This window comes from Streptomyces sp. NPDC102258, assembly GCF_055584685.1.
Window position 1 is genome coordinate 72925 of record NZ_JBVJLO010000012.1, and the last position, 25837, is coordinate 98761.

At 74.3% G+C, this 25837-nt stretch carries 18 protein-coding genes; 9 read left to right on the top strand and 9 right to left on the bottom strand.

What is annotated here, in order from left to right; all coding sequences use genetic code 11:
• Positions 1 to 50: 50 nt before the first annotated feature.
• Both ACZ6ZT_RS21210 and ACZ6ZT_RS21215 read right to left on the bottom strand, forming a co-directional pair.
• The gene (locus ACZ6ZT_RS21210) at positions 51 to 1127 is read right to left on the bottom strand and encodes a DinB/UmuC family translesion DNA polymerase (protein ID WP_469721160.1); all 1077 of its coding nucleotides are present in this window, start codon (positions 1125 to 1127) and stop codon (positions 51 to 53) included.
• A complete protein-coding gene (locus tag ACZ6ZT_RS21215; RefSeq protein ID WP_469721162.1) occupies positions 1124 to 4630 on the bottom strand; it encodes a DNA polymerase III subunit alpha in 3507 nt (1168 codons plus the stop codon). Before ACZ6ZT_RS21215 ends, ACZ6ZT_RS21210 begins: the two co-directional genes overlap by 4 nt.
• A 145-nt stretch (positions 4631 to 4775) precedes the next feature.
• On the opposite strand from ACZ6ZT_RS21215, the gene ACZ6ZT_RS21220 reads away from it, so the two are divergent.
• Positions 4776 to 5900, top strand: a complete 1125-nt coding sequence (locus tag ACZ6ZT_RS21220) for a DUF3533 domain-containing protein (protein WP_469721163.1) — start codon at positions 4776 to 4778, stop codon at positions 5898 to 5900.
• Between the two features lie 140 nt (positions 5901 to 6040).
• The gene (locus tag ACZ6ZT_RS21225) at positions 6041 to 6943 is read left to right on the top strand and encodes an alpha/beta fold hydrolase (protein ID WP_469721164.1); all 903 of its coding nucleotides are present in this window, start codon (positions 6041 to 6043) and stop codon (positions 6941 to 6943) included.
• Here the strand turns inward: ACZ6ZT_RS21225 and ACZ6ZT_RS21230 are convergent.
• Positions 6885 to 7856 (bottom strand): aminoglycoside phosphotransferase family protein, encoded by a 972-nt coding sequence (locus ACZ6ZT_RS21230; RefSeq protein ID WP_469721165.1) that lies wholly within the window; start codon positions 7854 to 7856, stop codon positions 6885 to 6887. The genes ACZ6ZT_RS21225 and ACZ6ZT_RS21230 overlap by 59 nt on opposite strands.
• Before the next feature lie 295 nt (positions 7857 to 8151).
• Here ACZ6ZT_RS21230 and fxsA point away from each other — a divergent pair, with 295 nt between their 5' ends.
• The 6 genes from fxsA (at position 8152) to ACZ6ZT_RS21260 (ending at position 17938) form a co-directional block, all read left to right on the top strand.
• Positions 8152 to 8316, top strand: coding sequence for an FxSxx-COOH cyclophane-containing RiPP peptide (gene fxsA / locus ACZ6ZT_RS21235; protein ID WP_469721167.1), 165 nt, complete (start codon positions 8152 to 8154; stop codon positions 8314 to 8316).
• Positions 8317 to 8345: 29 nt separating this feature from the next.
• Positions 8346 to 10598, top strand: coding sequence for a radical SAM/SPASM protein FxsBH, inactivated beta-hydroxylase extension form (fxsBH, locus tag ACZ6ZT_RS21240; protein WP_469721169.1), 2253 nt, complete (start codon positions 8346 to 8348; stop codon positions 10596 to 10598).
• Positions 10595 to 11470, top strand: coding sequence for an AAC(3) family N-acetyltransferase (locus ACZ6ZT_RS21245; RefSeq protein ID WP_469721171.1), 876 nt, complete (start codon positions 10595 to 10597; stop codon positions 11468 to 11470). The genes fxsBH and ACZ6ZT_RS21245 overlap by 4 nt, the downstream gene beginning before the upstream one ends.
• A 43-nt stretch (positions 11471 to 11513) precedes the next feature.
• Complete coding sequence (locus tag ACZ6ZT_RS21250; RefSeq protein ID WP_469721413.1) at positions 11514 to 13001, top strand: TIR-like protein FxsC; 1488 nt, start codon at positions 11514 to 11516, stop codon at positions 12999 to 13001.
• Positions 12985 to 16959 carry an FxSxx-COOH system tetratricopeptide repeat protein gene (gene fxsT / locus ACZ6ZT_RS21255; protein WP_469721172.1) on the top strand — a complete coding sequence of 1325 codons (3975 nt, stop codon included), beginning with the start codon at positions 12985 to 12987 and terminating at the stop codon, positions 16957 to 16959. Before ACZ6ZT_RS21250 ends, fxsT begins: the two co-directional genes overlap by 17 nt.
• 70 nt (positions 16960 to 17029) lie before the next feature.
• Positions 17030 to 17938: a DUF4231 domain-containing protein gene (locus tag ACZ6ZT_RS21260; RefSeq protein ID WP_469721174.1), complete on the top strand. Its 909-nt coding sequence runs from the start codon at positions 17030 to 17032 to the stop codon at positions 17936 to 17938.
• 28 nt (positions 17939 to 17966) lie between these two features.
• Here the strand turns inward: ACZ6ZT_RS21260 and ACZ6ZT_RS21265 are convergent, their stop codons facing one another.
• The 4 genes from ACZ6ZT_RS21265 to ACZ6ZT_RS21280 all read right to left on the bottom strand — a co-directional run bounded on the left by ACZ6ZT_RS21265 (position 17967) and on the right by ACZ6ZT_RS21280 (position 21827).
• On the bottom strand, positions 17967 to 18446 hold the full coding sequence (locus ACZ6ZT_RS21265; RefSeq protein ID WP_469721176.1) for a hypothetical protein: 480 nt from the start codon (positions 18444 to 18446) through the stop codon (positions 17967 to 17969).
• Between the two features lie 137 nt (positions 18447 to 18583).
• Positions 18584 to 19453, bottom strand: coding sequence for a S1 family peptidase (locus ACZ6ZT_RS21270; RefSeq protein WP_469721178.1), 870 nt, complete (start codon positions 19451 to 19453; stop codon positions 18584 to 18586).
• A 177-nt stretch (positions 19454 to 19630) separates the two neighbouring features.
• Complete coding sequence (locus tag ACZ6ZT_RS21275) at positions 19631 to 20440, bottom strand: DUF1684 domain-containing protein (RefSeq protein WP_469721180.1); 810 nt, start codon at positions 20438 to 20440, stop codon at positions 19631 to 19633.
• A 94-nt stretch (positions 20441 to 20534) separates the two neighbouring features.
• The gene (locus tag ACZ6ZT_RS21280; protein WP_469721182.1) at positions 20535 to 21827 is read right to left on the bottom strand and encodes a DUF5685 family protein; all 1293 of its coding nucleotides are present in this window, start codon (positions 21825 to 21827) and stop codon (positions 20535 to 20537) included.
• A gap of 286 nt (positions 21828 to 22113) precedes the next feature.
• Here ACZ6ZT_RS21280 and ACZ6ZT_RS21285 point away from each other — a divergent pair, with 286 nt between their 5' ends.
• Positions 22114 to 22572, top strand: a complete 459-nt coding sequence (locus tag ACZ6ZT_RS21285) for a cell division protein SepF (protein ID WP_469721183.1) — start codon at positions 22114 to 22116, stop codon at positions 22570 to 22572.
• A gap of 9 nt (positions 22573 to 22581) precedes the next feature.
• On the opposite strand, the gene ACZ6ZT_RS21290 is transcribed toward ACZ6ZT_RS21285, so the two are convergent.
• Both ACZ6ZT_RS21290 and ACZ6ZT_RS21295 read right to left on the bottom strand, forming a co-directional pair.
• On the bottom strand, positions 22582 to 23793 hold the full coding sequence (locus ACZ6ZT_RS21290; protein ID WP_469721185.1) for an acyl-CoA dehydrogenase family protein: 1212 nt from the start codon (positions 23791 to 23793) through the stop codon (positions 22582 to 22584).
• Between the two features lie 96 nt (positions 23794 to 23889).
• The gene (locus ACZ6ZT_RS21295; protein WP_469721187.1) at positions 23890 to 25614 is read right to left on the bottom strand and encodes an MFS transporter; all 1725 of its coding nucleotides are present in this window, start codon (positions 25612 to 25614) and stop codon (positions 23890 to 23892) included.
• Between the last annotated feature and the right edge of the window lie 223 nt (positions 25615 to 25837).

The window sequence follows — 25837 nt, forward strand, 5'->3', positions numbered from 1 at the left end:
CTCTGACGTCGAGCCGCGCTCCGGTTCCGCTCCGGAGTACGGGACGCGCCTCAGACGCCGGCGGGGCTGGATTTCGGGTGTGGAGCGCTCCCCCGGGTCGCCGCCCTCGTCGGGGCCCCGCCGGGGCCCGCGCTCGCGGTTCGCCCCAGGAAGGCGGCCGCGGGGCGGACCGTGCCCGGGCCGAAGCGGGAGTTCGCGCGGTCCATCGCCGCCTCGGCCGTGAGGCGGGATTCCCGGGCCGGGTCGAAGGTGAGCTGGCGGGTGGCGGCGCTCGCGGCGGTGAGGTCCTCGGCGCGGAGCACCATGCCGGTCAGCCGGGCCCGTTGCAGACCGGCGGCGTCCATCAGGCGGTAGGCGAGGGTGCGCAGGTCCTCGTCGTGCCCGGAGGCCTCGGGCAGCCGGCGGGACTTCTCCCAGCGGGTGCCGCCCGCGAACTGGAGGGTCAGGGACAGGGAACGGGCGGCCTGGCGGCGGCCGCGCAGGTCGGCGCCGAGCCGGACGACGAGGTCCAGCAGGGCGGCGCGGGCGTGCGGGCCGTCGAGTTCGTGGCGGCTGAAGCGGGCCCGGACGGCGGCCGAGGCCGGCAGGTCGCGCGGGGTGACCGGGCGCGGGTCGACGCCGCGGGCCCGCTCGGCGACGAGCCGGCCGGCGCGTTTGCCGAGGATCCGTTCGAGGACGCCGGGCGGGACGCGGGTGAGGGCCCCGACGGTGTGCAGGCCGTAGGCGCGCAGGGCGTCGGCCTGGCGGGGGCCGAGCCCGTACAGCGCCTCCACGGGCAGCGGGGAGAGGAAGGCGGCCGCCTCGTCCTCGGGGACGGCCAGGGTGCCGCCGGGTTCGGGGACCCGCGCGGAGGCCATGGCTGCCACGGCCCAGGTGCCCGCGACGCCGACGCGCACGTCGGTGCCGAGCCGGGCCACGGCGCGCAGCCGGACGACCTCGGCGATGCGGGCGGCGTCGGCCCCGAAGTACCGCTGGGCGCCCCGGACCTGGACCAGGGCGGCCCGCGGCGGCAGGGCCTGGACGAGCGGGGAGAACTCGCGCAGCAGGTCGAGGACGTCGCGGTAGCCCTCGGGGGTCAGGGCGGGGGCGCAGCGGACGTGCAGGACTCCCGCGCCGAAGCGGTTCATCCGGCGCTCCCGGGGCTGGAGTGCCAGAGCTTGCGGCCGGTGGCGGCGCGCTCGCCGGGCGGCTGGAGGTCGGCCCACGGGTTCATCTCGTAGCCGGTGGGGAGGTGGATGCGGCGGCCGCTGTCGGTGGAGCCGCCCGCCTGGGGTGCGGCGAGGCGGGCCGTGACGGCTTCGAGGCCGCTGCGTTCGCGCAGTTCGGCGAGTTCGGCGAGGTCCCAGGCGGCCGCTCCGACGACGCTCAGGCTCTGCGGTCCGCGCCGCTGCACGACGCCCCGTACCAGGAGCAGGAAGGAGTGGAAGACGGTGTGGGCGCAGGCTTCCTGGCTGTCGTCGAAGAAGGCCAGGTCGACGAGGCCGGTGCCGTCGTCGAGGGTGGTGAAGACGACCCGCCTGCCGGAGCGGATCGGCGGGGTCTGGGTGGCGGCCTTGGCGCCGGCGACCAGGACGGTCCGGCCGTGCGCGGTGTCGCGCAGGCGGCGGGCCGGGACGACGCCGAGTTCGGCGAGGAAGGGGTGGTGGTCCCCCATGAGGTGGCGGGAGGCGTCCATGCCGAGGACGCCGAGTTCGGCGCTGAGGCGTTCGGCCTCGCTGAGGTCGGGCAGGCCGACGGGGGCGGTGGCGCGGCCGCCGCCGAGCGGCAGTTGGGCGGCGCCCGAAGAGCCGCCCCGGGCTCCGGCGGCGCGCTGGGCACCGTGCAGTTCGCTCACGTGCAGCAGCAGGTCCCGGCGGTTCGCGCCGAAGGCGTCCAGCGCGCCGACCTGGGCGAGGCGTTCGGCGACCGGCCGGCCCGGGTGGGCCCGGTCCCAGAAGTCGCGCAGCGAGGCGTAGGGCTGGCCGGTTTCGATGCGCAGGGCTTCGGCCTCGCTGATGCCGTGGACGTCGGCGAGGGCGAGGCGCAGGCCCCACCGCTCCGGGCTCTCGGACACCAGTTCGATGCGGTGGGCGACCGCCGAGCGGTTCACGTCCAGCGGCAGCACCGGCACGCCCCGCCGCCGGGCGTCGGCGAGCAGCAGCCGCTTGGGGTACATCCCGGGGTCGTGGGTGAGCAGTCCGGCGTAGAAGGCGGCCGGGTGGTGGGCCTTGAGCCAGGCCGACTGGTAGGTGGGCACGGCGAAGGCCACGGCGTGCGCCTTGCAGAAGCCGTAGCTGCCGAAGGCCTCGACGATCTCCCAGGTCCGGGCGATCACCTCGGCCGAGTAGCCGCGGGCGGCCGCCGTCGCCGCGAACCAGACCCTGATCCGGCCCTGGGAGCCGGGGTCGGAGAGTCCGCGCCGGACCCGGTCGGCCTCGTCACGGCCGCAGCCGGTCATGACGTGCACGATCTCGATGATCTGCTCGTGGAAGACGACGACCCCGTAGGTCTCGCGCAGCGCGTCGGCGAGGTCCTCGTGCGGGAAGCGGACGGGGGCCCGCCCGTGCCGGGCCTCGATGAAGGGGCGCACCATGTCGGCGGCCACCGGGCCGGGCCGGAAGAGGGAGATGTCGACGACGAGGTCGTGGAAGGTGGCCGGCTGGAGCCGTCCCACCAGGTCGCGCTGGCCCGGCGACTCGATCTGGAAGCAGCCCAGCGTCTCGGCGGAGCGGATCAGTTCGTACGTCGGCCCGTCGCCCGGCGGCACCTGCGCCGGGTCGTCCAGGTCGAGTACGCGCCCCGTCGCGCGCCGGAGCTCGGCGACCGCGTGCGCCATCGCGGACTGCATCCGTACGCCCAGGACGTCGAGTTTGAGCAGCCCGAGGTCCTCCACGTCGTCCTTGTCGAACTGGGACATGGGAAAGCCCTCGCCACTGGTGGGGACCACCGGGGTGCGGGCGAGCAGGGAGGCGTCGGAGAGCAGGACCCCGCACGGGTGCATGGCGGTGCCGCGGGGCAGGGCGTCCAGGGCCTCGACGAGGTCCCACATCCGCTCGTACGCCGGGCCTCCCGCCTCCTCCCGTACGCCGCGCAGTTCGGGGAGTTCCGCCAGCGCGGCGCGGGCGTCGCGGGCGCGGATGTGCGGGAAGGCCTTGGCGAGGCGGTCGACGGTGGCGGGGTCCATGGCGAGGGCGGCGCCGACGTCGCGGACGGCGTGGCGGACCCGGTAGGTCTCGGGCATGGCGACGGTGGCGACGCGTTCGGCACCGAAGCGGTCGATGATCCGGCGGTAGACCTCCAGCCGGCGGGCGGATTCCACGTCGATGTCGATGTCGGGCAGCACGCGGCGGCGCCTGGAGAGGAAGCGTTCCATCAGCAGCCCGTGGGCGACGGGGTCGGCGTGCGCGATGCCGAGGAGGTGGTTGACGAGGGAGCCGGCGCCGGAGCCGCGGGCGGCCACCCGGATGCCCATCTCCCGTACGTCGTCCACCACCTGGGCCACCGTCAGGAAGTACGAGGCGTAGCCGTGGTGGGCGATGACGTCGAGCTCCTCGTGCATCCGCTCCCAGTAGACGGGGTCGCCGGCGTGGCCGCGCAGCACCAGGCCCGCCGTGGCGCGGGAGGTCAGCACCCGCTGGGCGGTGCGGTGGGCGGCGCCGACGAGGCGGGCCTCGGGGAAGTGCACGGAGCCGATGCCGAGGTCGTCCTCGGGGTCGACGGAGCAGGCCTCGGCGGTCTCCCGGGTCCGGGCGAGCAGGCGGCGGGCGTCGGCGGGGCGCAGTCCGGCGGCCTCGGCGATCCGGTCGGCGGCCTCGGCCATGCGGTCGGGGTCCTTGAGCCAGCGTTCGCCGCTGTCGTGGGGGCCGCGGGGGTCGACGGGGACCAGTCGGCGGGCGGCGTCGAGGACATCGGCGACCGGGCCCTGGCCGGGGTCGGCGTAGCGGACGGCGTTGGTGAGCACGGCCGTGAGGCCCTGGTCGGCGGCGAAGCCGACGGTGCGGGCGGCCAGCCGGAGGGAGCCGGGGCCGGTGCCGGTGCGGCCGTGGTGGACGGCCTCCAGGCGCAGGGCGTCGCCGTAGAGCTCCCGCCAGGGCGCGAGCAGCCGGGCCGCCCGGTCGGGCCGCCCCGCGGCGAGTGCCCGGCCCACCTCGGACCCGGGCCCGAGCAGCACGAACACCCCGTCTCCGCCCAGCGCCTCCCAGGGCACCGGGCCGACGCCCCCACCCTCTCCAGGGCCGGCCGGGGCGTGAGCGTGGGCGTGGGCGGCGGTGATCATGCGGCACAGCCGGGCCCAGCCGGCGGCTCCGTCGCGGGCCAGGAAGACGGCGCGGGGGGCGGACTCGTCGACGAAGGCGCCGCCCCGGACGGGAACCCGCCTGCGGTACGAGGCCTCAGCGGCGCCGGCGCCCGCCCGGGGTCCGCCGGGCCGCTCCGCCGGAGGTACGGCCAGGTCCACCCCGAACAGGGGCCGGATCCCGGCCCGCGCGGCCGCCTTGGCGAACCGCACCGCGCCCGCGAGGGTGTCGCGGTCGGTCAGGGCGAGGGCGTCCATGCCCCGCTCGACGGCGCGTTCCGCCAGCCGCTCCGGGTGGGAGGCTCCGTACCGTACGGAGAACCCCGAAACGGTGTGCAGATGCGTAAAACCAGGCACCCGCGGCCCTCCTGCTTCGCTCGGATCAACACCTCCCCCGCCTCCACCATAGAGCAATTCGAATATCCGTGCGAAACACTTGTTCGATCATCCATTCGGGGCCTCCCCTGCTGCGCCCGGCCCCCGCCGCGTCGAGCGTGAGGGCATGACCGAGCGCACCGAGAGCACCCCCGCAGGCCCGTCCGGCGGCTTCCTCGCCGAGGTCAAGGACGCCGTGACCACCCGCGCGGCCCTGCTGGTCCTGGGCGTACTCGCCCTCCAGCTGGCCTTCATCACCTCCTACATCGGGGCCTTCCACCACCCGAAGCCGCACCGGATCCCGATCGCGGTGACCGCGCCCGCCGAACAGGTCACCCGGCAGTCGGTGCAACGGCTCGACGCCCTCCCCGGCAAGCCCCTGGACCCCCGGGCGGCACAGAACGAGGTCGCGGCGGTCACCCTGATCCAGAACCGGGACGTCGACGGCGCGCTGGTCATCGACCCGGCCGGCACCACCGACCGGCTGCTCGTCGCGAGCGGCGCCGGAGGCGCCCTCTCCCAGGCCCTGGAGGAGACCGTCGGCGCGGTCGAGAAGGCCCAGGGGCGCACCGTCCGCGTCGTCGACGTGGCCCCCGCCGCCCGGGGCGACGCCCGCGGCCTGAGCTCCTTCTACCTGGTGGTCGGCTGGTGCGTGGGCGGCTACCTGTGTGCCGCGATCCTCGCGATCAGCGCCGGGGCCCGGCCCGCCAACATCCACCGCGCCGTGATCCGGCTCGGCGCGCTGCTGCTCTACTCCCTCGCCGCCGGGCTGCTCGGCGCGGTCATCGCCGGCCCGGTGCTGGACGCGCTGCCCGGCTCGATCCCGGCCCTGTGGGGCCTCGGCACCCTGGTCGTCTTCGCCGTCGGCGCGATCACCCTGGCCTTCCAGGGGGTGGCGGGCGTGGTCGGCATCGGCCTGGCGATCCTGCTGGTCGTGGTGTTCGGCAACCCGAGCGCCGGCGGCGCCTACCCCTACCCCCTGCTGCCGCCGTTCTGGAGCGCGATCGGCCCGGCCCTGCCGCCGGGCGCCGGTACGTACGCCGCCCGCTCGATCGCCTACTTCCACGGCAACGGTGCCCGCGGCCCGATGCTGGTGCTCTCCGCCTGGGCGGTGGCCGGCGCCGCCGTCACTCTGGCCTGCGCGGTCCTCCACCGGCGCCGGCCGGGACCGGCCGTGGGCAGTGGCCGGCCCGGCGACGGCGCCCCGGCCACACCCCGCCCCCCGGGCGCCGTACCGGGTCCGCCCCGGTGAACCGCCCCGCCCGGTGGGGCGGGGGCACGCCGTCGGGGCGCCCTCCCGCGACGCCGATAACCAGACGCGGCCTACCGCGTTCCCCGGCCGGGGAGCACAATCACCCTGACCGCTCGCGTCGGACGTGAGGGAGGGAGCGCGTGCGCGAAGAAGTGCGCACCGCGGACGGACGCGTGCTGAGGGTGGAGCGCTGGGGCGACCCGGACGGCAAGCCCGTCTTCCTGCTCCACGGCACCCCCGGCAGCCGCCTGGGCCCCGCTCCCCGGGGCATGGTCCTCTACCAGCGGCGCGTCCAGCTCATCGCCTACGACCGGCCCGGCTACGGCGGCTCCGACCGCCACCCGGGCCGCACCGTCGCCGACGTGGCGCAGGACGTGGCCACCGTCGCCGACGCCCTCGGCCTGGACACCTTCGCGGTGGCCGGCCGCTCCGGCGGCGCCCCCGGCGCCCTGGCCTGCGCGGCCCTGCTGCCGGACCGGGTCACCCGGACGGCGGCCCTGGTCCCGCTCGCGCCCCGGGACGCGGAGGACCTGGACTGGTTCGCCGGCATGGCCGCCTCGAACGTGCAGGAGTACACCACCGCCTCCGACGACCCCGAGGAGCTGGCGGCCCGGCTGATCCCGCGCGCCGCCGGCATCGCCAGGGACCCCGGCCGGCTGCTGGAGGAGCTGCGCCGGGAACTCACCGAGAGCGACCGGGTGATCGTCTCCGACGCGGGCCTACGGTCCATGCTGCTGCGCAACTACCGCGAGGGCGTGCGCACCTCGGCGTGGGGCTGGATCGACGACGCCCTCGCCTTCAGCGGCCCCTGGGGCTTCGAGCCCGCCGACATCCGCTGCCCCGTACTGATCTGGCACGGCGAGCTCGACGTGTTCTCCCCGGTGGGCCACGCCCGCTGGCTGGGCCGCCGCATCCCCGGCGCGACCACCACCATCGACCCGGCCGCCGCGCACTTCGCGGCCCTGCACGCGCTGCCCGGCGTACTCACCTGGCTGCTGCGCGCCCTTCCAGCCCCGCCGCTGGGCGAACAGCAGCCCGCCTAAGGCCTCCGATCGCGTCGGCGTCCGTGAGCACCGCCCGGATCACGTGGCGGGCGTTGCGGGCCATCGCCTCGTTGCGCCCCCGGTAGTGCGGGAGCGCGATCAGGGCCTGCGAGAGGGTGCGGGCACGGCCGCGGGCCCAGGTCGCGTCGTCCACGCCGAGCGCCTCGCGGAAGACCTCCCGGGCGCCGGCGGGCAGCAGGTTCCACGCCGGGAAGAGGTCGCAGGCCGGGTCCCCGGCGCCCGCACAGCCGAAGTCGATCACGGCGGCGAGCCGGCCGTCGCGGACCAGCAGGTTGCCCGGCATCAGATCGGCGTGCAGCCACACCGGCGGTCCCTGCCAGGCCGGGGCCCGCAGGGCGTCCTCCCACACGGCGCTCACGGCGTCGCAGTCGACGCCCTCCTCCGGGACCGCGCGCAGGGCCTCGACGGCGGCCCGCGTCCCGGCGTCCTGGAGCGCGAGCGGCCCGCCCCGGTGGGCCCGCGGCGCTCCCGGCAGGCCGGTCTCCCGCATCGCCCGTACGAAGGCGGCGAGGTCGCGGGCCAGCGCCTCGGGCGCGGCCGGCGCCCCTGCCTCGGGGTGCTCCCCCGCCAGCCACCGGTACACCGACCAGGCGTACGGGTACCCCTCGGCCGGCTCCCCCGCGCCGAGCACTTCGGGGACGGCCACGGGCAGCCGGGGGGCGAGCCGGGGCAGCCAGTACCGCTCCCGGGGCACGTCCTCGGCGCCGCCGCGCGTGAGCGGGAGCCGTACGGTCATGTCGGCGCCGAGCCGGTACACGTGGTTGACCGTGCCGCCCGAGGGGAAGCGCGTCACCTCCAGCCCCGCCCAGCGGGGGAACTGCCCGGCGACCAGGCGCCGTACGAGGTCCTCGTCGACGCCCACCGGGCCGGGCCGCGTCCGTACCGTGTCCATGACCGCCATCCGACCGGCGGCGCCGCCCGGAGTCAACCGCTTATCCCGTCCGGCGGCGCACCCGCGACCTGCGGTGACGCGGGCGTCGGCGCGCCCGGTGGAAATTGGATCTTGCCGTCCGGCGAACGGCCGAATACGGCGCCTTGAGAATTGCGCCAGGCTTTCCGTAGAACGCTTGACCAAGCGTCATGTCCCGGTTGCCAATGGGGTGTGGCCGGGTAAAGTCCACGCTTGACAGCAGCGACGCGCTGGTGCCATTCCCCCCGTTTCACATGGCCTCCCCGAGGACGGTGTCGTGAACACTTCCGCAACCCCCCCGACCAGCACGGTCAAGGACCGCCGGGTCCCGCTCGCGCAGATCGACGTCCGTAGCGCTTCGGCCGCGGCGGCGCTCGCCCGGGTCCTTCCCACGGAATCCGGCCGTCACGTTCAGGCACCGATCTTCAACTCCGCGCTCTGATAGAGAAGTACGCGCCCTAGACTGGCGGAATGACCGGCCTGATCGCATTTCGCGAGATCGTCCTGAAGGTTCACAGCAGATGCGATCTCGCTTGTGATCATTGCTACGTCTACGAACACGCGGACCAGAGCTGGCGGGCCCGGCCGAAGGCGATCTCCCCCGGGGTCGTTTCCCAGACCGCGTCGCGCCTCGCCGAACATGCCCGTGACCATGCACTCCCCTCCGTCACGGTGATCCTCCACGGAGGGGAACCCCTGCTGGCGGGTCCCGGACGACTACGGCTGGTGTGCGAGGAGTTCACCCGCGCCCTCTCCGGCGTCGCGGACCTCGACCTGCGGATCCACACCAACGGCCTCCAGCTCGACCGTCGTTACCTGGACCTCTTCGCCGAGTACGGCGTCCGGGTGGGCGTCTCCCTCGACGGGGACCGGGCGGCCAACGACCGCCACCGCCGCTTCGCGGACGGCCGTACGAGCCATCCCCTGGTGCTCGCCGCCGTGGCCCTGCTCCGCTCGGAGCCCTACCGCCACCTCTACCAGGGCCTCCTGTGCACCGTGGACGTGGCCAACGACCCCGTCGCCGTCCTGGACGCCCTGGTCGAACTGGCGCCGCCCCGGGTGGACTTCCTGCTCCCCCACGCAACCTGGCAGACCCCGCCGGTCCGCCCCGACGGCGCGCCCGACGCGTACGCCCGCTGGCTGCTGCGGGTCTTCGACCGCTGGGAGCTGCTGGGGCGGCCGGTCCCCGTACGGCTCTTCGAGTCCCTGGAGTCCACCCTGCGCGGCGGGCCCGGCCTGACGGAGTCCCTGGGGCTCGCGCCGGCCGACCTGGTGGTCGTCGAGACCGACGGGACGCTGGAGCAGGCCGACTCCCTCAAGAGCGCGTACGAGGGGGCCCCCGCCACCGGGTTCAACGTCTTCGACCACTCCTTCGACCTGGTCGCCGCCCATCCGGGGGTACGGGCCCGGCAGCTGGGACTGGCGGGCGTCAGCGGTACGTGCCGCCGCTGCCCCGTCGTACGTTCGTGCGGCGGCGGGCTCTACACCCACCGTTACGCCGAGTCCAACGGCTTCGACAACCCCTCCGTCTACTGCTCCGACCTGCGTGAACTGGTCGACGGGGTGGAGGGGCGCACCGCCGCCCGGCACACCGCCCCCGAGCTGGCCGACGCCGGCGCGCTCGACCGGGCCCACGAGGAGCTGACCCGGGTCCTGCTGGCCCGGCTGCACACCGAGCTCGCCGGGGACCCCGACTGGGCGCGGTCCTGGGAGCTGCTGGCCGCGGTGGAGGGGGCCGGAGAGGCGGGCGCGGACGCGCTGGACCGCGTACTGGACCACCCGTTCACCCGTACCTGGGTGCTGGAGGCGCTGGAGGCTCTGCGGGAGGGGCGCGCGGACCGGCCCGGCGCGGCGCGCAGGCTGGCCGCGCTGGCGGCGGCCGCCGTGCTGCGCGGCGCCCTGGAGCTGCCGGCCGAGGTGGCCTACCGGGACGGCGAGGTGTACCTGCCGACGCTGGGGCTGCTGCGGCTCGGGGAGCCCGGCACGGAGGGCCGGGCCACGCTGCGCCACACCGGCGAGGGGTACGCGGCACGGGACGGGCGCAGCGAGCACCGCTTCGGCCCGGCGGCGGGGGACGCGCGCTGGCTGCCCGTACGGAGCTGGTCGCCCGGGCCGGACGCGGACCCGGTGGCACTGGAGGACCTGGACCCGTACCGCACCTGCTTCGCCCGTCCGCCCCGGCTGCGGCTCGGTGCCGGGGAGGCCGACGAGTGGCGCGGCCGGCTGGACGCGGCGTGGGCGCTGCTGCACCGCACGGTCCCGGTGTTCGCGCGGGCGGCCGCCGCCGGGCTGAGCACCCTGACCCCGCTGGCCGGCGGTCCGCGCGCCGGGGGCTGGGGCGAGGCCGGCCGGCACGGCCCGGGGGCGCTCGGGGTGCCGTACGCGGCCGGGGTAGGGGAGACCGCGCTGGCCCTGCTGACCGGGTGGCGGCGGGCCCGGCTGCGGGCGCTGACCGAGGTGGCCGACCTGTACGCGCTGGACGGGGCCTGGCAGCACCCCTCGCCGTGGCGCACCCGCCCGGTCCCGGTGTCGCGGCTGCTGGCCGACGTGCACGAGCGGATCGCGGTGGAGGCGTACCGGCGGGCCACGGCCCCGCACGAGCCCGACGGGGCGGACCGCATCCACCGCGCCCTGGACCGGCTCGCGGAGGCGGCCGAGCTGACGGTGTCGGGCAAGCGGCTGGTGGAGGAGCTGCGCTGGGAACTGAAGGCGGCGTACGCGTGAGCGCCCCGCCCCGGCCCGCTCCGGGCGGACCCGACGGCCCGGCGCCGCCGCCGCACGGGCGGTCGTTACCGGGCCGGCCCGTCGGGGCCCTCGCACTGGCGGTACAGCTGCGGCTGCTCGGCGTGCGCCCCCGGCAGCGGCTGCTGGTGCACAGCGCCCTGGGCGGGACCGGCCTGCGCGCCGAGACGCTGCGCGACGCCCTGCGCGGGGTGCTGGGCCCCGAAGGCACTCTGATGGTCCCGGCGTTCACCACGGCGAACTCCCTCACCTCCACCTCCCACCTGGCCCGGATCGCGGACCTGCCGGAGGCGGAGGTCAAGGAGTTCCGCGCCCGCATGCCCGCCTTCGACCCGGCGCGCACCCCGTGCCAGGACATGGGCGTCCTGGCCGAGACGGTCCGCACCACCCCGGGGGCGGCCCGCAGCGCCCACCCGCAGACCTCCTTCGCGGCGCTCGGGGCGGACGCGCACCGGCTGTGCGCGGAGCACCGGATGGAATGCCATCTGGGCGAGGACTCCCCGCTGGGAAAAATGTGCTGGGAGGGGGGACAGGTACTCATGATCAATGTGGGATTTTCGGTCTGCACCGCTTTCCATCTCGCGGAGTATCGAATTCCGAAGCCCCCCTTGCGCATGTACGACTGTGTGGTGAAGGTGAACCTTCCGGGGGGTCCGCGAGGGGGAGGACGAGAGGGCGTCTGGACCTCGTACGAGGACGTCAGGCTGGACGACGGGGATTTCGCGGAGATCGGCAGGACATTCCCCGCCTCCCTGCTGCGCCGGGGGCGGGTGGGAGGCGCGCCCGCCGTGCTCTTCTCCCTTCCCGACGCCGTCGATCACGCCGTTGGCTGGATGACCGAAAACAGACGCTGATTGACTGAACGACGAGGGGATGTGGCGAAGCAGCTCCGGAATGATGTTTCTTCGCTCGCATCTTCGGGACGGGGGTCGTGTGCCCGCATCAGTGCAGCCGTATTTTTTTCTCAGTTATGCGCATACACCGAGGTTCGGACCCGGCGGACCCGATCCCGACATGTGGGTGGAGCGGCTGTTCCGTGACCTCTGCAACCACATCATGGCGCTGACGGACCTGCCCGCCGGCTCCGAGGCGGGCTTCATGGACCGGGAGATACGCAGCGGCGAGGGCTGGTCGGAGCGGCTCGGGGCGGCGCTCGCCACCTGCCGGGTCTTCGTCCCCCTGTTCTCACCGCGCTATTTCGCCAGTGAGATGTGCGGCAGGGAATGGTTCGCCTTCGCGCAGCGCGCCATCCAGCACGGCGCGGTCAGGGAGGGCGACCAGCGGGCCGAGGCCATCGTCCCGGCGCTGTGGGTGCCGGTACCGCCCGCTCAACTGCCCGGCCCGGCCGAGCGGTTGCAGTTCAACCATGCCACCTTCGGCGAGCGCTACGTCACCGACGGGCTGTACGGGCTGATCAAACTCCGCGGGTACGCCGACCAGTACGAGCAGGCCGTCTACGAACTGGCCCGGCGGATCGTCAAGGTCGCCGAGACGGTCCGCCTCGATCCGGTCCGCCCGCTCGACTACCGGCTGGTGCCCAGCGCCTTCGGCCCCGCGGGCGGCCGGCACGGGGGCGGTGGCGGCGCCCCGGGCCCGGCGCGGACCCTGCACGTGACCGTCGCCGCCGCCTCCCGGCACGACCTGCCGGAGGGCCGCAGCCCCGAGTACTACGGGGAGAGCGCCCTGGAGTGGAACCCGTACCATCCGGTCGCCCAGCGGCCCGTCGCGTACGTGGCGGAGGAACTGGTCAGGAACCTCGACTACCGGACCACGATGTCCTCCTTCGAGGACGAGTCCGGGCACTTCGACAGCAAGCAGCCGCCGACCCGGCCGGAGATCCTGATCGTCGACCGCTGGGCGGTGGAGGACGAGCAGCGCCGCCGCCGGCTGGCGGCCTTCGACCAGGAACACCGCCCGTGGATCAACGTGGTCGTGCCGTGGAACCGCTACGACCACCAGGGCCGGGCCCGGGAGGCGGAACTCGCGCGGCGGCTGGAGGAGACCCTGCCGGTCAAGATGGGCCAGGGCCGGGCCGCCTGCCGGGCCGCGGCCAACGGGGTGGCGAACATGGAGACCCTCGGGCAGATCCTGCCGCAGGTGGTCGAGGCGGCCGCGCAGCAGTTCCTCAGACACGCGCAGGTGTACCTGCCGGCCGGGAACGCCACCACCGAACGCCCGCGACTGCTGGGGCCGATGGGGACGGGCGACCCGCCGTTTCCGCCACCCGCCCCCTTCCCGCCCTCCGTGCGGCAGGGCCCCGAGGGCCCTCGCGGCCCTGGCGGCCCCGACACGCCAGACGCGCCCGACACGTCAGACGCGCCAGACGCACCAACCGACAGCACCGACACCGATCACCGGGGGGACGCGGATGACAGCGAGTCGTGACAGCCGAGACGGACGCATCGTCACCTTCTATTCCTACAAGGGCGGAACGGGCCGCACGATGGCGCTGGCCAACACCGCCTGGATCCTCGCCGCCAACGGCAAGCGGGTCCTCGCCGTGGACTGGGACCTGGAGGCGCCCGGCCTGCACCGCTTCTTCCACCCCTTCCTGGACCCCTCCACCCTCGGAGCCACCACCGGCGTCATCGACCTGATCAGCGAGTACGCCTGGGCGGCCACCAGCCCGGTGCAGCGCGCCGACGACTGGCACAAGGACTACGCCCGGATCCAGCCGCACGCCGTCTCCCTCACCCCGGAGACCCTCGGCTGGGAGTTCCCGGACGGCGGCACCCTCGACTTCGTCTCGGCGGGCCGGCAGAACCGCGAGTACTCGGCGACCGTGTCCACCTTCGACTGGGACAACTTCTACGACCGGCTCGGCGGCGGCCTCTTCTTCGACGCCCTGCGGGCCGACATGAAGCGGAACTACGACTACGTCCTGATCGACAGCCGCACCGGCCTCTCCGACATCGCCGACATCTGCACCGTCCACCTCCCCGACGTCCTGGTCGACTGCTTCACCCTCTCCGACCAGTCCATCGACGGCGCCGCCTCCGTCGCCCGCCAGATCGACGAGCGGTTCAACGACCGGGGCATCACCATCTACCCGGTGCCGATGCGCATCGACGAGGGCGAGAAGGAGAAGGCCGACGCGGGCCGCGCCCTGGCCCGGCTGAAGTTCGACCGTTTCCCGGGCGGCCTCGTCGGCGACGAACTCAGCGCCTACTGGGGCGCGGTGGAGATCCCGTACCGCCCCTACTACGCCTACGAGGAGACCCTGGCCACCTTCGGCGACGAGGCCGGGCTCACCAATTCCCTGCTGTCCGCCTTCGAACGGCTCACCACGGTGGTCACCGGCGGCGAGATCACCTCCATGCCGGCCGTCGGCGAGGAGGTCCGGCTGCGGATCAGGGACGCCTTCACCCGGCGCCGCCCGGCCCTGCCCGCCGACCTGTTCCTCTCCTACGTCGCCGAGAACCGGATGTGGGCCGACTGGGTCGAATCGGTCCTCACCCGGGCCGGCTTCCGGGTCGTCCCCCGCGACGTCTCAGCCGAACGCTCCCCCGGCGCCGCCCCCGGGGACACGCTGGGGGCTGGGCTCGGTGTCGACACCGCCGCCCGGACCGTGGTGCTGCTCTCCAGCGCCTACCTCAAGTCGGACCGCGCCGTGGACGTGTGGAACCGCGCCGCCGCCGAGGACCCGACCGGGGGCCGCCGCCGGCTGGTGCCGCTGCGGGTGGGCGACGTACGCCTGGCGACCCCCTACATCGACCGCAACCCGGTCGACCTGTTCCGCCTGGACGAGGTGCACGCCACCACCGCCCTGCTGCGCGCCGTGGAACGCCCGGCGGCCCTGCCCGACAGCGTCGCGAGCGCCTCCCGGCCCGGCCCCCGCTTCCCGGGGACCGTCCCGAAGATCTGGAACGCGCCGCCCCGCAACCCCGGCTTCACCGGGCGCGGCATCGTCCTGGAGCGGATGCGCGACCAGCTCGGCGGCGGCATGGCGGTGGTGCTGCCGCAGCCGCAGACGCTGTACGGGCTCGGCGGCGTCGGCAAGACGCAGGTGGCGCTGGAGTACGTGCACCGGTTCATGGCCGACTACGACCTGGTCTGGTGGATCTCCTCGGAGCAGACCGACGACGTGGTCGCCGCCCTCGCGGAGCTGGCCGTCCGGCTCGGCGCGCAGACCGGCGAGGACATGTCGGCCGCCTCCCAGGAGGCGATCGACCTGCTGCGGCGCGGGATGCCCACCTCGCGGTGGCTGCTGGTCTTCGACAACGCCGACGACCCGGAGACCCTCAAGCGGTTCTTCCCGCCGGGCGGTCCGGGGCACGTGCTGGTCACCTCCCGCAACCAGTCCTGGTCGCAGTACGGGGACGCGCTGCCGGTGGACGTCTTCCTGCGCGAGGAGTCCATCGAGCACCTCCAGCGCCGGGCCCCGGGACTGACCAAGGAGGACGCCGAGCAGGTGGCCGTGGCGGTGGGCGACCTGCCGCTCGCCGTCGAGCAGGCGGGGGCGTGGATCGCGGAGACGGCCACGCCGGTGTCCGCGTACCTGGAGCAGCTGGGCCGGCAGGCCGCGCGGGTGCTGGCCCTGAACCAGCCGCCCGGCTATCCGGAGCCGGTGGCGGCCACCTGGAACGTGTCGATCGAACGGCTCCAGTCCCGCTCTCCGGCCGCCGTGCGGCTGCTCCAGCTGTGCGCGTTCTTCGCACCGGAGCCGATCTCGGCGAACCTGCTGTACAGCAAGGAGATGATCGACGCGCTCAAGCCGTACGACCCCTCCCTCCAGGAGAAGCTGGTGCTGGGCCGGGTGATCCGGGAGATCGGCCGGTTCGCGATGGCCAAGGTGGACCAGGTCGGCAACAGCATCCAGGTGCACCGGCTGGTGCAGGCCGTGATCCGGGCGCAGCTGAGCGAGGAGGAGCAGCGCGAGGCGCGGCACGCGGTGCACCGGATCCTGGCGGGGGCCCGGCCCGATGACGACGAGCCGATAGACAACCCGGCGACCTGGCCCCGCTTCAACACGATCTGGCCGCACCTGAGCCCCTCGGAGGCCCGCTTCTGCAAGGAGCCGGAGACCCGCCGGCTGCTCATCGACCGGGTGCGCTACCTGTGGAAGCGCGGCGACTTCAAGGCGGCGTACACGCTGGGCGAGGAGCTGCGCGAGACCTGGAAGGAGACCCTCGGCAACGACGACCTGCAGTACCTGTACCTGCGCTTCCACCTCTCGAACATCCTGCGCTCGCAGGGCCGGTTCGTGGAGGCGAAGGAGCTGGACGAGGTCACCCTGGAGCGGCAGCGCACGGCCCTGGGCCCCTCGCACCCCCACACGTACATGACCACCAGCGGTCTCGCGATGGACCTGGGGGCGATGGGCCGTTACGGGGAGGCGATGGAGCTGGCGACGGCGGCGCACGAGGGCTTCGGGCAGATCTTCCACGAGGCGCATCCGCGCACCCTGGCCGCCGCGAACAACCTGGCGCTCAACCTGCGCATGGTCGGCCAGTACGCCCGGGCCCGGGAGATCGACCAGGAGGTCTTCGACCGGCGCACCGAGGTGCTGGGCCCGGACCACCCGTACACGCTGTCCTCGGCGCAGAACCTGGCCCGGGACCTGCGCGAGGTGGGCCGCTACGACGATTCGGTGCAGTTGCTGAGCCGGACGTACGACATCTACAAGCGCACGCTCGGCCGGGCCTTCCCGGGCACCCTGGCGGCGGCGAAGAACCTGGCGGTGTCGCTGCGGCGGGCGGGCGAGCTGGAGGACGCGCTGCGGCTGACGACGGCGACCCGCAACCGGTACCGGGCCAAGTACACCGCGGTCAATCCGGACCTGCTGGCCTGCGAGCTGAACCTGGCCGCGGACCTGTTCGCGACGGGTGACGCGGGCGCGGCCCGGGACCTGGCGCAGGAGGTGGTGGACGAGTACGTGAAGGTGCCGGGCGAGAAGCACCCGTACACCCTGGCGGCCGCCAACAACCTGGCGGTCTTCCACTGGGGCACCGGCGCGCCGGAGACGGCGGAGCCGATGCTGCGCCAAACGATCGCCGGCATGCGCGAGGTGCTGGGCGACGACCACCCGCACACGGTGTTCGCGCACCTGAACCTGGCCAACGCCCTGGCCGACCTCGGTGATCCGGAGGGCGCCCTGGCGCTGGAGCGGACCGCGGTGCGGCGGCTGCGCGAGGTGCTCGGGACGCACCACCCCGAGACCCTGGCGAGCGCCTCCAACATGGCGGTCAGCCTGGACATGCTGGGCCGTAAGGAGGAGGCGGCCCGGGTACGGGCGGAGACGGTCGCGGAGCTGGCCCGCCTCCTCGGGGAAGAGCACGGTCTGACCCGGTACGCCCGGGACGAGCGGCGGGTCCACCGGGACCTGGAGCCGCTCGCGGTGTGATCCGACGGCGGGCGGCGGGCCCCGCGGCCGTGGGGTCCCCGCCGCCAGCCACCCGACATCAGGGGGCGCTGTGAGCGACAGCACGACCTTTCGCAACGAGGACCTGCCGGCCCTCTTCCACCACACCGACCGGGCGGCGGTCTCCCGGCAGCGGGAGTCCACCCAGGCGACGCGCGCCCAGCTGCTGCTGCTGGTCGCCGCCGCGGGGGCCGCCGCCCTGCCGGCCGGTCCGGCCGTGGGCTCGCTGCACGTGTTCGGGGCGCTCAGCGCGCTGGCGTACGCGGGGGTGCTGGCCGTGGGCGTACGGGCGACCCGGCGCCGGGCCCGGCCGCAGTGGCAGCTCAACCGCAGCGCGGCGGAGTTCGTCAAGTCCCTGGCGTGGCGGTACGCGGTGCACGGGGCGCCGTTCGCCGGCGAGGCGGCCGGGGCGCGGGAAGCGTACCGGGCCAGGCTGGAGAAGGGGCTGGACGAGCTGCGCAAGATGGGCTGGCGCGATCCCCGTGCGGAGGGCCTGGTGCCGGAGGGCGCGGAGATCACGGGGGCGATGCAGCGGCTGCGCGGCCGGGAGTACGCGGTGCGCCGGGAGACGTACGTCCGCGACCGGCTGATCGAGCAGCGCAACTGGTACCAGCGCAAGACGGAGGGCTCGCGGCGGGCGACGGCGCTGTGGGCGTGGACGATCGTGCTGCTGACCTGTCTGGCGCTGCTGTTCGCGCTGGTCGGGGCGTTCGGTGAGGGGACGGGGCCGCTGCCGGCGGGGTTGCTGAGCGCGGCCGCGGCGGCGGCGATCGCCTGGAACGAGGTGCGGCGCCACCATCCGCTGATCGAGGCGCACACCCTGATCGAGCAGGACCTGTCGGCGATGATGGTCGTGATGCAGACGACGATCACCGAGGACCAGTGGCCGTCGGCGGTCTACGAGACGGAGCGGTACGTGTCCCCGCAGCACACGGACTGGCTGGCCCGGCACAGCAGTTGAGGCGGTACGCGGCGGGGCGGGGCGGGGCTCAGTCGCGGGTCACGCCCTCGCGCCACAGGACGGTGACGGGTTTGCCGAGGGCGCGGGCGTAGGCGACGATCTCGGCGGTGCCGCCGTGCCCGCGGGCCGGGAGGCCGTCCCAGACGGCGACGAGCCGGTCGCAGGAGTCGGCGATGTAGGTGCCGGCCGCGTAGTAGGCCTCGTCGGTGGAGCGGGCGAAGGCCATCCGGACCTCCTGGGTGGCCCGGTGGCGCAGCCGACGGTAGCGGGCCAGGGCGGCGGGGTCCTCGAAGGTGTCCTCGTAGTCCCCGCTGGGAATCACGACGGTGAGGTCGGCGCCGCACCGCAGGGCGATGTCGGCGAAGAGCTGGTCGGCTCCGTCGGCGAGGCTGGAGAGGGCTTCCAGGGGACCCTGGCGGCTGTCCAGTACGGTGCGCAGTCCCTCTTCGACGTGGCCGAGGGCCTCGGCGGGGATGGACCGGTGGCCGGTCACTCCGATGCGCTTCATGTGGACGCCTGCATGCGGAACCCGCCTCCCCCGTGGACCCGGTTGCCTGGACATCCTCCCAGAAGGCGGGAGGACGTCCAGGGGGCCGACGGGGGCGCGCGGGTCGGCCGGACCGGGTGGAGGGGGGTCCGGGCGGGTCAGTAGACGCTGACGCCGTAGGCGTTCAGCGCTTCGACGACGGGCTGGAAGTAGGTGGTTCCGCCCGAGGAGCAGTTGCCGCTGCCGCCGGAGGTGAGGCCGACGGCGCGGGAGCCGGAGTAGAGGGGGCCGCCGCTGTCGCCGGGTTCGGCGCAGACGTTGGTCTTGATCATGCCGTAGACGACGTCGCCGTTGCCGTAGTTGACGGTGGCGTTGAGACCGGTGACGGTGCCGCCGTGGATGCCGGTGGTGGAGCCGCGGCGGGTGACGGACATGCCGGTGGTGGCGTCGACGGCGCTGGTGATGTCCTGGCTGCCGACGGTGCCGGAGGGGACCGGCGTGTTGCTGGCGTACTTGATCAGGCCGTAGTCATTGGTCGGGAAGCTGGAGCCGACGGTGGAGCCGATGACGCTGGTGTGGGCGGAGTTGGTCCACCAGGTGCCCGCGCCGTCGGTGCAGTGTCCGGCGGTGAGGATGTAGTAGTTGCTGCCGCTGCGGACGTTGAAGCCGAGCGAGCAGCGCCAGCTGCTGGCGTAGATGGCGTCGCCGCCGGAGAGCAGCTTGCGCAGTTTGCCGGGGGTGCGTTCGATGCGCAGGGCTCCGGCGTCGGGTCCGGCCTCGTGGCGGATCCGGGCGAGGTCGGCCTTGGTGACCGTGGAGTCGACGGTGACCACGAGGGTCCCGGTGGCGGGGTCGGTCTGCCAGGCCGTGCCCGCGACGTCGGCGCGCAGGACGGATGCCCCGGCGGCGGCGAGACGGGCGGGACTGTAGCCCTCGTCGCCGGCGTCCGCACTGGCGGCGGTGGGCGCGGCGAGCCCGGCGACGGCGGCCAGGCCGGCGGCAATGGCGAGCAGCCGGACTCGGCTCATCTTGGTGTTCCTCACTTCACGTCCTCCCGGAAGGGGGTCGGGGGCCCGGCAGGGTGGGGGGCGCCGGAGCCCGTGAGCGGCGGAGCGGGGCGGGGCGGGACGTACGGGGTTCCCCGTACGTTTTCGCCGTGCCCCTGACAAGTCCGCCGGATGACGCTGACGGGAGTGTCCTGTCGGTCAGTCATCGGCGGCAAGGGCGCCTTTCAGCCGTCGCTCCCCCGCGGCGACCTCGAAGGGCAGCGTGTTCCCCGGTGGCGGAAAGGGGCACACGAAGTGGTCGGCGAACGCACAGGGCGGCAGCAGCGCCCGGTTCAGGTCCACCGTGATGCGGCCGTCCGCAGCCGGCACGCCCGGCCGCAGGAAGCGGAAGCGATAGCTCGAACGGCCTGCCGTGGCATCGGCGAAGACGGCCCAGAGGCTGCCGTCGTCCTCGTCCACGGCCACCCGGAGGGTGTGTTCCTCCCCCGCCCGGGAGAAGGTCAGCTCACCGCCGAGGCCGAGCCCGCGCTCGCGTCCGTCGGCGTTCTCCACCTGCACGGTGCGCTGCTCACCGTACGGGCGGAAACGGCCCGGCAACGCGTACGCCGGGTCGTAGGGGGTCGCCTCGACGCCCCGGAAGGCGGCGCGGGCCGGGGCGTCGGGGTCGAAGACGCGCAGCGCCCACTCCCCCTCGCGCCGGATGACGACGAACCGCCGCCTGCCGGAGGCGGTACGGGAACCGGCGGGCGCGCCCCCGTCGGGAGCCAGGACGGCCTCCCCGGCGAAGGGGCGGCCGTCGAGCACGAGGCCGTCCCCGGCGGCGGCGTTCAGCGCCACCCCGGACGCCGTGGCGCGCCACTGCCCCGGAACGGCCGGAATTCGACCATCCGGGTAGTCCGCGAGCCAGTGGGTACCGGTCAGCGCGAGCGGTCCGTAGGGGGCGGAGACGGTGGCGGTCCGCTGCTCGTGCCACTCCCGCCAGGCGTGGGGTTCCCGTTCGTCATTCATGCGGCAGAACCCTTCCACGCGGGACGGGCCGGGAACCCCCTGGTACCCCGTCCGGACCTGTGGGAGCCGCGGGCCGAGGCGGGCTGACGCGGGTTCAGCAGCCGCAGTCACACCCGCAATCGCAGCAGTCGCACCCGTCACAGCAATCACCGCAGTCGCAGCAATTGCCGCAATCGCCGCAATCGCAGCCGTCGCACCACGCGTCCCGCTTCTCGCGGGACCACGGGCCCTCGTGGTCGGTGCAGCACAGCCGGCAGGTGCAGAACAGCCCGACGGCCACCGCGCAGCCCGCCAGCAGCCCGCGGCGCGGCTTCCGCGAGGGCGGCGGGAACCCGCCGAAGCCGCCGCCCCCGCCGGGACCCGTCGGCGGCAGCCCGGGCCCGCCGGGGGCGGCCGGGGCATAGGGGTTCTGGCCGCCCCCGTACGGACCGTACGGGGCACCGTGCGGCCGACCCGCCCGCGGATCCCCGTACCCCTGGGGCGCGGCCCCGTACCCCGGTCCGGTGGCGTTCGCGGCGGTGTGGCCGCAGCCGCCGGTGCCGAAGGCGCGGTCCACCGAGGTGCGCAGCTCGTGCGCCAGCAGCCGGTGCGCGAGGCCGGCATCGGCGAACTCCGCCTCGCGCAGCGCCAGCCGTATCCCGTGCAGCGCGTCGTCGCACAGCCGACGCGCCTCGGCCCGGGAGGTGCCGGTGGCGGTGAGCGGGTTCCAGGCGCCGGAGGCCGCGTCTGCGGCCTGGTCCTCGACGGCGTCCAGCAGGTGCGCGAGCCGCCCGAAGTACCGGCCCGCCTCGGCGAGCGGCGCCGCGTTGCCGGGCCGTCCCGCGAGGACCGCGGTATGGGCGAAGGCGGCCGCCGTGGCCGTCTCCGTCGGCTCGGTGACGGCGAGGACGGGCGTGCCGGGGCCCGCCAGGGTCTCGATGCCCCCCTGCCGGTCCACGGCGTCAACGAGGACGGCCGTGTCGAAGCCGAGCGACGCGCCGGTACGGGCACCGGCCCGGTCCCAGCCGCGGGCCACCCGGCGCGCGGCGGCGGCGATCGGGGCCCGGGCCAACAGCCCGTCCCGGTCGGCCACGTGGTCGCGCACCTTCGCCGAGGCCAGCACCAGCGACACGGCGGCGGCCAGCCGCGCGCCCTCGCCGTTGGCCACCGGGGCGGTGCGCATGCCGCGCAGCGGGCAGGGCCCGGCGGTGCGCCGCGCCCCGGGCAGCGGGCCCGACTGAGCCTCCGTCAGAACGGAGACCAGGAGCCCGTCGTAGTTGGTGACCACCCGGGCGAACTGGCCGTGGTCACCGCGAAGTGCCAGGCACAGCCCGCACAGATGGGCCGTCCACTCCGCTGTGAACCTCTCGCCGAGACGGTGCGAGCAAGGTCTGACAATGCCGAACAAATCCGGTTCCCCCGTGCGCCATACGGTGTTGCGGGGGCATCGTAACCAGCCCGGCCGTTCACCCGTACGTCCCAGCAGCTCACCCGGTCGGCGGCCGTGGTCGTATTTTCACTCAGTCAGCAGCGGTAGTGCGGCGGAAACCTTAGTCGTGCAACGGATGTTCTGCACCAGTCCCGTCACGAAACCCCTGCGCGGCGGCTATCCACTTGGCGCGTTGTCAGCATCATGGACGACGATGGGGGCAGCGGAGAAGAAGACAGACTGGCCACGGTGAAAGGAGGCGTCCATGGGTTCGGTACGCAAGGCGAGTGCGTGGTTGGGTCTCGTAGAGGACAGCGACGACGAGCGGTACTACGACGACGACTACGCGGAGGCGGTGGAACGCCAGCAGGGGTCGGTCTCGGGCCCGGGCGACCAGTGGGTCACCGACCCGCGCGTCAAGGTGGCCTCGGAGTCCGCCGTCGAGCAGGGCCGCCGGATCGCGACCGTCACCCCCGACGGCTTCCGTGACGCGCGCGGCATCGGCGAGCTGTTCCGCGAAGGCGTCCCGGTCATCGTGAACCTCTCCTCGATGGACCCGGGTGACGCGAAGCGCGTGGTCGACTTCGCGGCCGGTCTGACCTTCGGGCTGCGCGGCTCGATCGAGCGGGTGGCGACCAGAGTCTTCCTCCTGACCCCGGCCGACACCCAGATCGTCACCGGCGAGGCGGGCGGCCGCGCCCGCGACTTCTTCAACCAGAGCTGAGCGGGGCCCTCACCGGAAGGCGTCGAGCCCGGTGAGCGCCTTGCCCAGCACCAGCTGGTGCATCTCGACGGTGCCCTCGTAGGTGAGCACCGATTCGAGGTTGGTGGCGTGCCGCATGACGGGGTACTCCAGCGAGATGCCGTTGGCCCCGAGGACCGTCCGCGCGGTGCGGCAGATGTCGATGGCCTCGCGGACGTTGTTGAGCTTGCCGAAACTGATCTGCTCCGGCCGCAGGGTGCCCGCGTCCATCCGCCGGCCCAGGTGGTGGGCGAGCAGGATGCCCTTGTGGAGCTCCAGCGCCATGTCCGCGAGCTTGGCCTGGGTGAGCTGGAAGCCGCCGATGGGCCTGCCGAACTGCTCGCGCGTGCGGGCGTAGTCGAGCGCCGACTCGAAGCTGGCGCGCGCCGCGCCCATCGACCCCCAGATGATCCCGTACCGCGCGTGGCTGAGGCAGCCCAGCGGCCCCTTGAGGCCGGTGACGCCCGGAAGGACCGCGTCCGCGGGCAGCCGTACGTCGTCCAGCAGCAGTTCGCTGGTCACCGAGGCGCGCAGCGACCACTTGTGCTTGATCTCCGGCGCGGAGAAGCCCGGCGTGCCGGTGGGGACGGCGAAGCCGCGGATCCCCTCGTCGGTCTGCGCCCAGAGGACCGCGACGGCGGCCACCGAACCGTTGGTGATCCACATCTTGCGGCCGTTCAGGACCCAGTCGGTGCCGTCACGCTTGGCGTACGTGCGCATCGCGGCCGGGTCGGAGCCGACGTCGGGCTCCGTCAGCCCGAAGCAGCCGATCAGCTCGCCGGCCGCCATGCCGGGCAGCCAGCGTTCCTTCTGCTCCTCGGAGCCGTACTTCCAGATCGCGTACATGGCCAGCGAGCCCTGTACGGAGACCAGCGAGCGGATCCCGGAGTCGGCGGCCTCCAGCTCCAGGCAGGCCAGGCCGTACTGGACGGCGCTGGCGCCCGCGCAGCCGTAGCCCGTCAGGGACATGCCGAGCGCGCCGAGGGAGCCGAGTTCGCGGGCCAGGTCGCGGATGCCGGGGAGTGCGCCGTCCTCGTACCACTGCGCGATGTGCGGCAGGACCCGGTCGGCGGCCCAGGAGCGGACGGTGTCGCGGACGGCGAGGTCCTCGGGGCTCAGCAGCTCGTCGAGCCCGAGCGGATCGGTGGGCACGAAGGGGGTCTTCGAGGCGGAGAACGCAGACGGCACAGACGACGCGGACAAGAGGGGCCTCCCGGCAGGCACGTGGAACGGAACCCAGCAGCGCAAGTCTGTCCTCGGCCCCGCTCCGGGTCCACCCCGGGTTTTCCGCGCGTGCCCTCAGGCGCTGCGGCGGCCCGGCCGTCCGTCGGCGGCCCGGTCGCGGGCGGGGGCGCCCGGCGCGGGGATCCGCGCACCGGCGGACGGGTCGGGGAGCGGGGCGCCGGCGCACTGAGCGGGCAGGCGTACGGCGGCCGCGTCACCGGTCTCACCGCGGTCCGGTTCGGCGGCGGCCTCCACCGTGCGCGGCAGCTTCAGCGCCATCACGGCCCCCGCGAGGAGCAGGCCCGCGCTGACCGCCAGGGTCACGTGCAGCCCGTGTACGAAGGCGTGCCGGGCGGCGGCGTGCAGGGACTCCCCGGCCGCGCCGCCGAGGTGGGCGGCGATCTGGTAGGCCTCGCCCAGCGAGTGCGCGGCGTCGCGCGCGTCCTCGGCAGGGACCCCGGGGACGTGCGCGAGGCCGGGCGCGTAGGCGGCGTTCATCACGCTGCCGAGCAGCGCGATGCCCATGCCCGCGCCGAGCTGGTACGAGGTCTCGCCTATGGAGGCCGCGCCGCCGGCGCTGTCCGCCGGGGCTTCGCTGAGCATGGACTCGTACGCGGCGAACAGGGTGGTCTGCAGGCCGAAGCCGAGCAGGACGAACCCGGTGGTCAGCAGCACCGGCCGGTCCTGCTGCCCCATCAGGGTCAGCAGCAGCACGGCCCCGGCCGTCAGGACGAAGCCCAGCGAGACCATGGTGCGCGGGCCGACCCGCTGGAGGGTGTACGAGCCGGTGGCCCCCGCGGCCATCGCGGCGAAGGTCAGCGGGAGCAGCCGCAGGCCGGTCTCCAGCGGGCTCAGCCGGAGCACCAGCTGGAGGTACTGGACGGCGATCAGCTCCAGGCCCACCAGTGCCAGCATGGCGAGCACGATGCAGCCGACGGAGGTGGAGAACGCGGCGCGGGAGAACATCCGCATGTCGATCAGCGGGTGCTCGCGCTGCTTCTGGCGGCGTACGAAGAGGACCAGCAGCGCCACCCCGAGCACCAGCGGGACCAGCGCCCAGGCGTCGGTGAGGTCCCGTTCGGCGCCGATCCGCTTGATGCCGAGCACCGCGCCGAGCACGCCGACGGCGGCCGTCAGCGCGCCGAGCACGTCCCAGGGCCCGTCGCAGGAGCCCTTCGACTCCGGCAGCAGCCGGCGTCCGAGCGGCAGGATCAGCGCCATCAGCGGGATGTTGATGAGGAAGACGGAGCCCCACCAGTAGTGCTGGACGAGGAAACCGCCGAGCACCGGCCCGCTGGCCGCGCCGATCGCGGCCACGGCGGTCCAGATGCCGATGGCGAGGGCCCGCTCGCGCCGGTCGGGGAAGACCTGGCGCAGGATCGACAGGGTGGCGGGCATGATCATCGCGCCGCCGACGCCGAGCAGGGCGCGCGCGGCGATCAGGACCTGGGCGTCGTGGGCGAGGGCGGCGATGGCGGAGGCCACGCCGAAGAGGCCGTAACCGAGGAGCAGGATCCGGCGGCGGCCGACGCGGTCGCCGAGGGTGCCGAAGAGGATCAGCAGGGCGGCGCAGACCAGCGGGTAGGCGTCGACGATCCACAGGAGTTCCATCGGGCCGGGGCGCAGGTCCTCGGTGACGGAGGGGACGGCCACGTGCAGGATGGTCGCGTCGAGGGCGACGAGCACGAGGCTGACGCACAGGACGGCCAGGACGAGCCAGCGGTTGGCCCCGCCGGAGGCCGCGTCGATCCGCTGCCGCAGGGAAGGGTTCCTGTCGCCGGTCATGTGCGTGCCCGACATGCCTGTACCTCCCTGGTGATCCCTCGCACTCGGCGGACCAGCGTCGTTGCGCCGCCGCGGGTGGTGCGCTGGGCGGCGTCCAACGGGGTCCGGCATCGACACGCGAGTGAAGGGTCAGCGTACGCGAGCGCGCGCGCCGGGCACGTGGTCAAGCTCTCACGCCGGTGCCGCCCGCGCTGTGGTGTGCGCCACTCCCCCCGCCGTGTCCTCACCTCCTCGTACA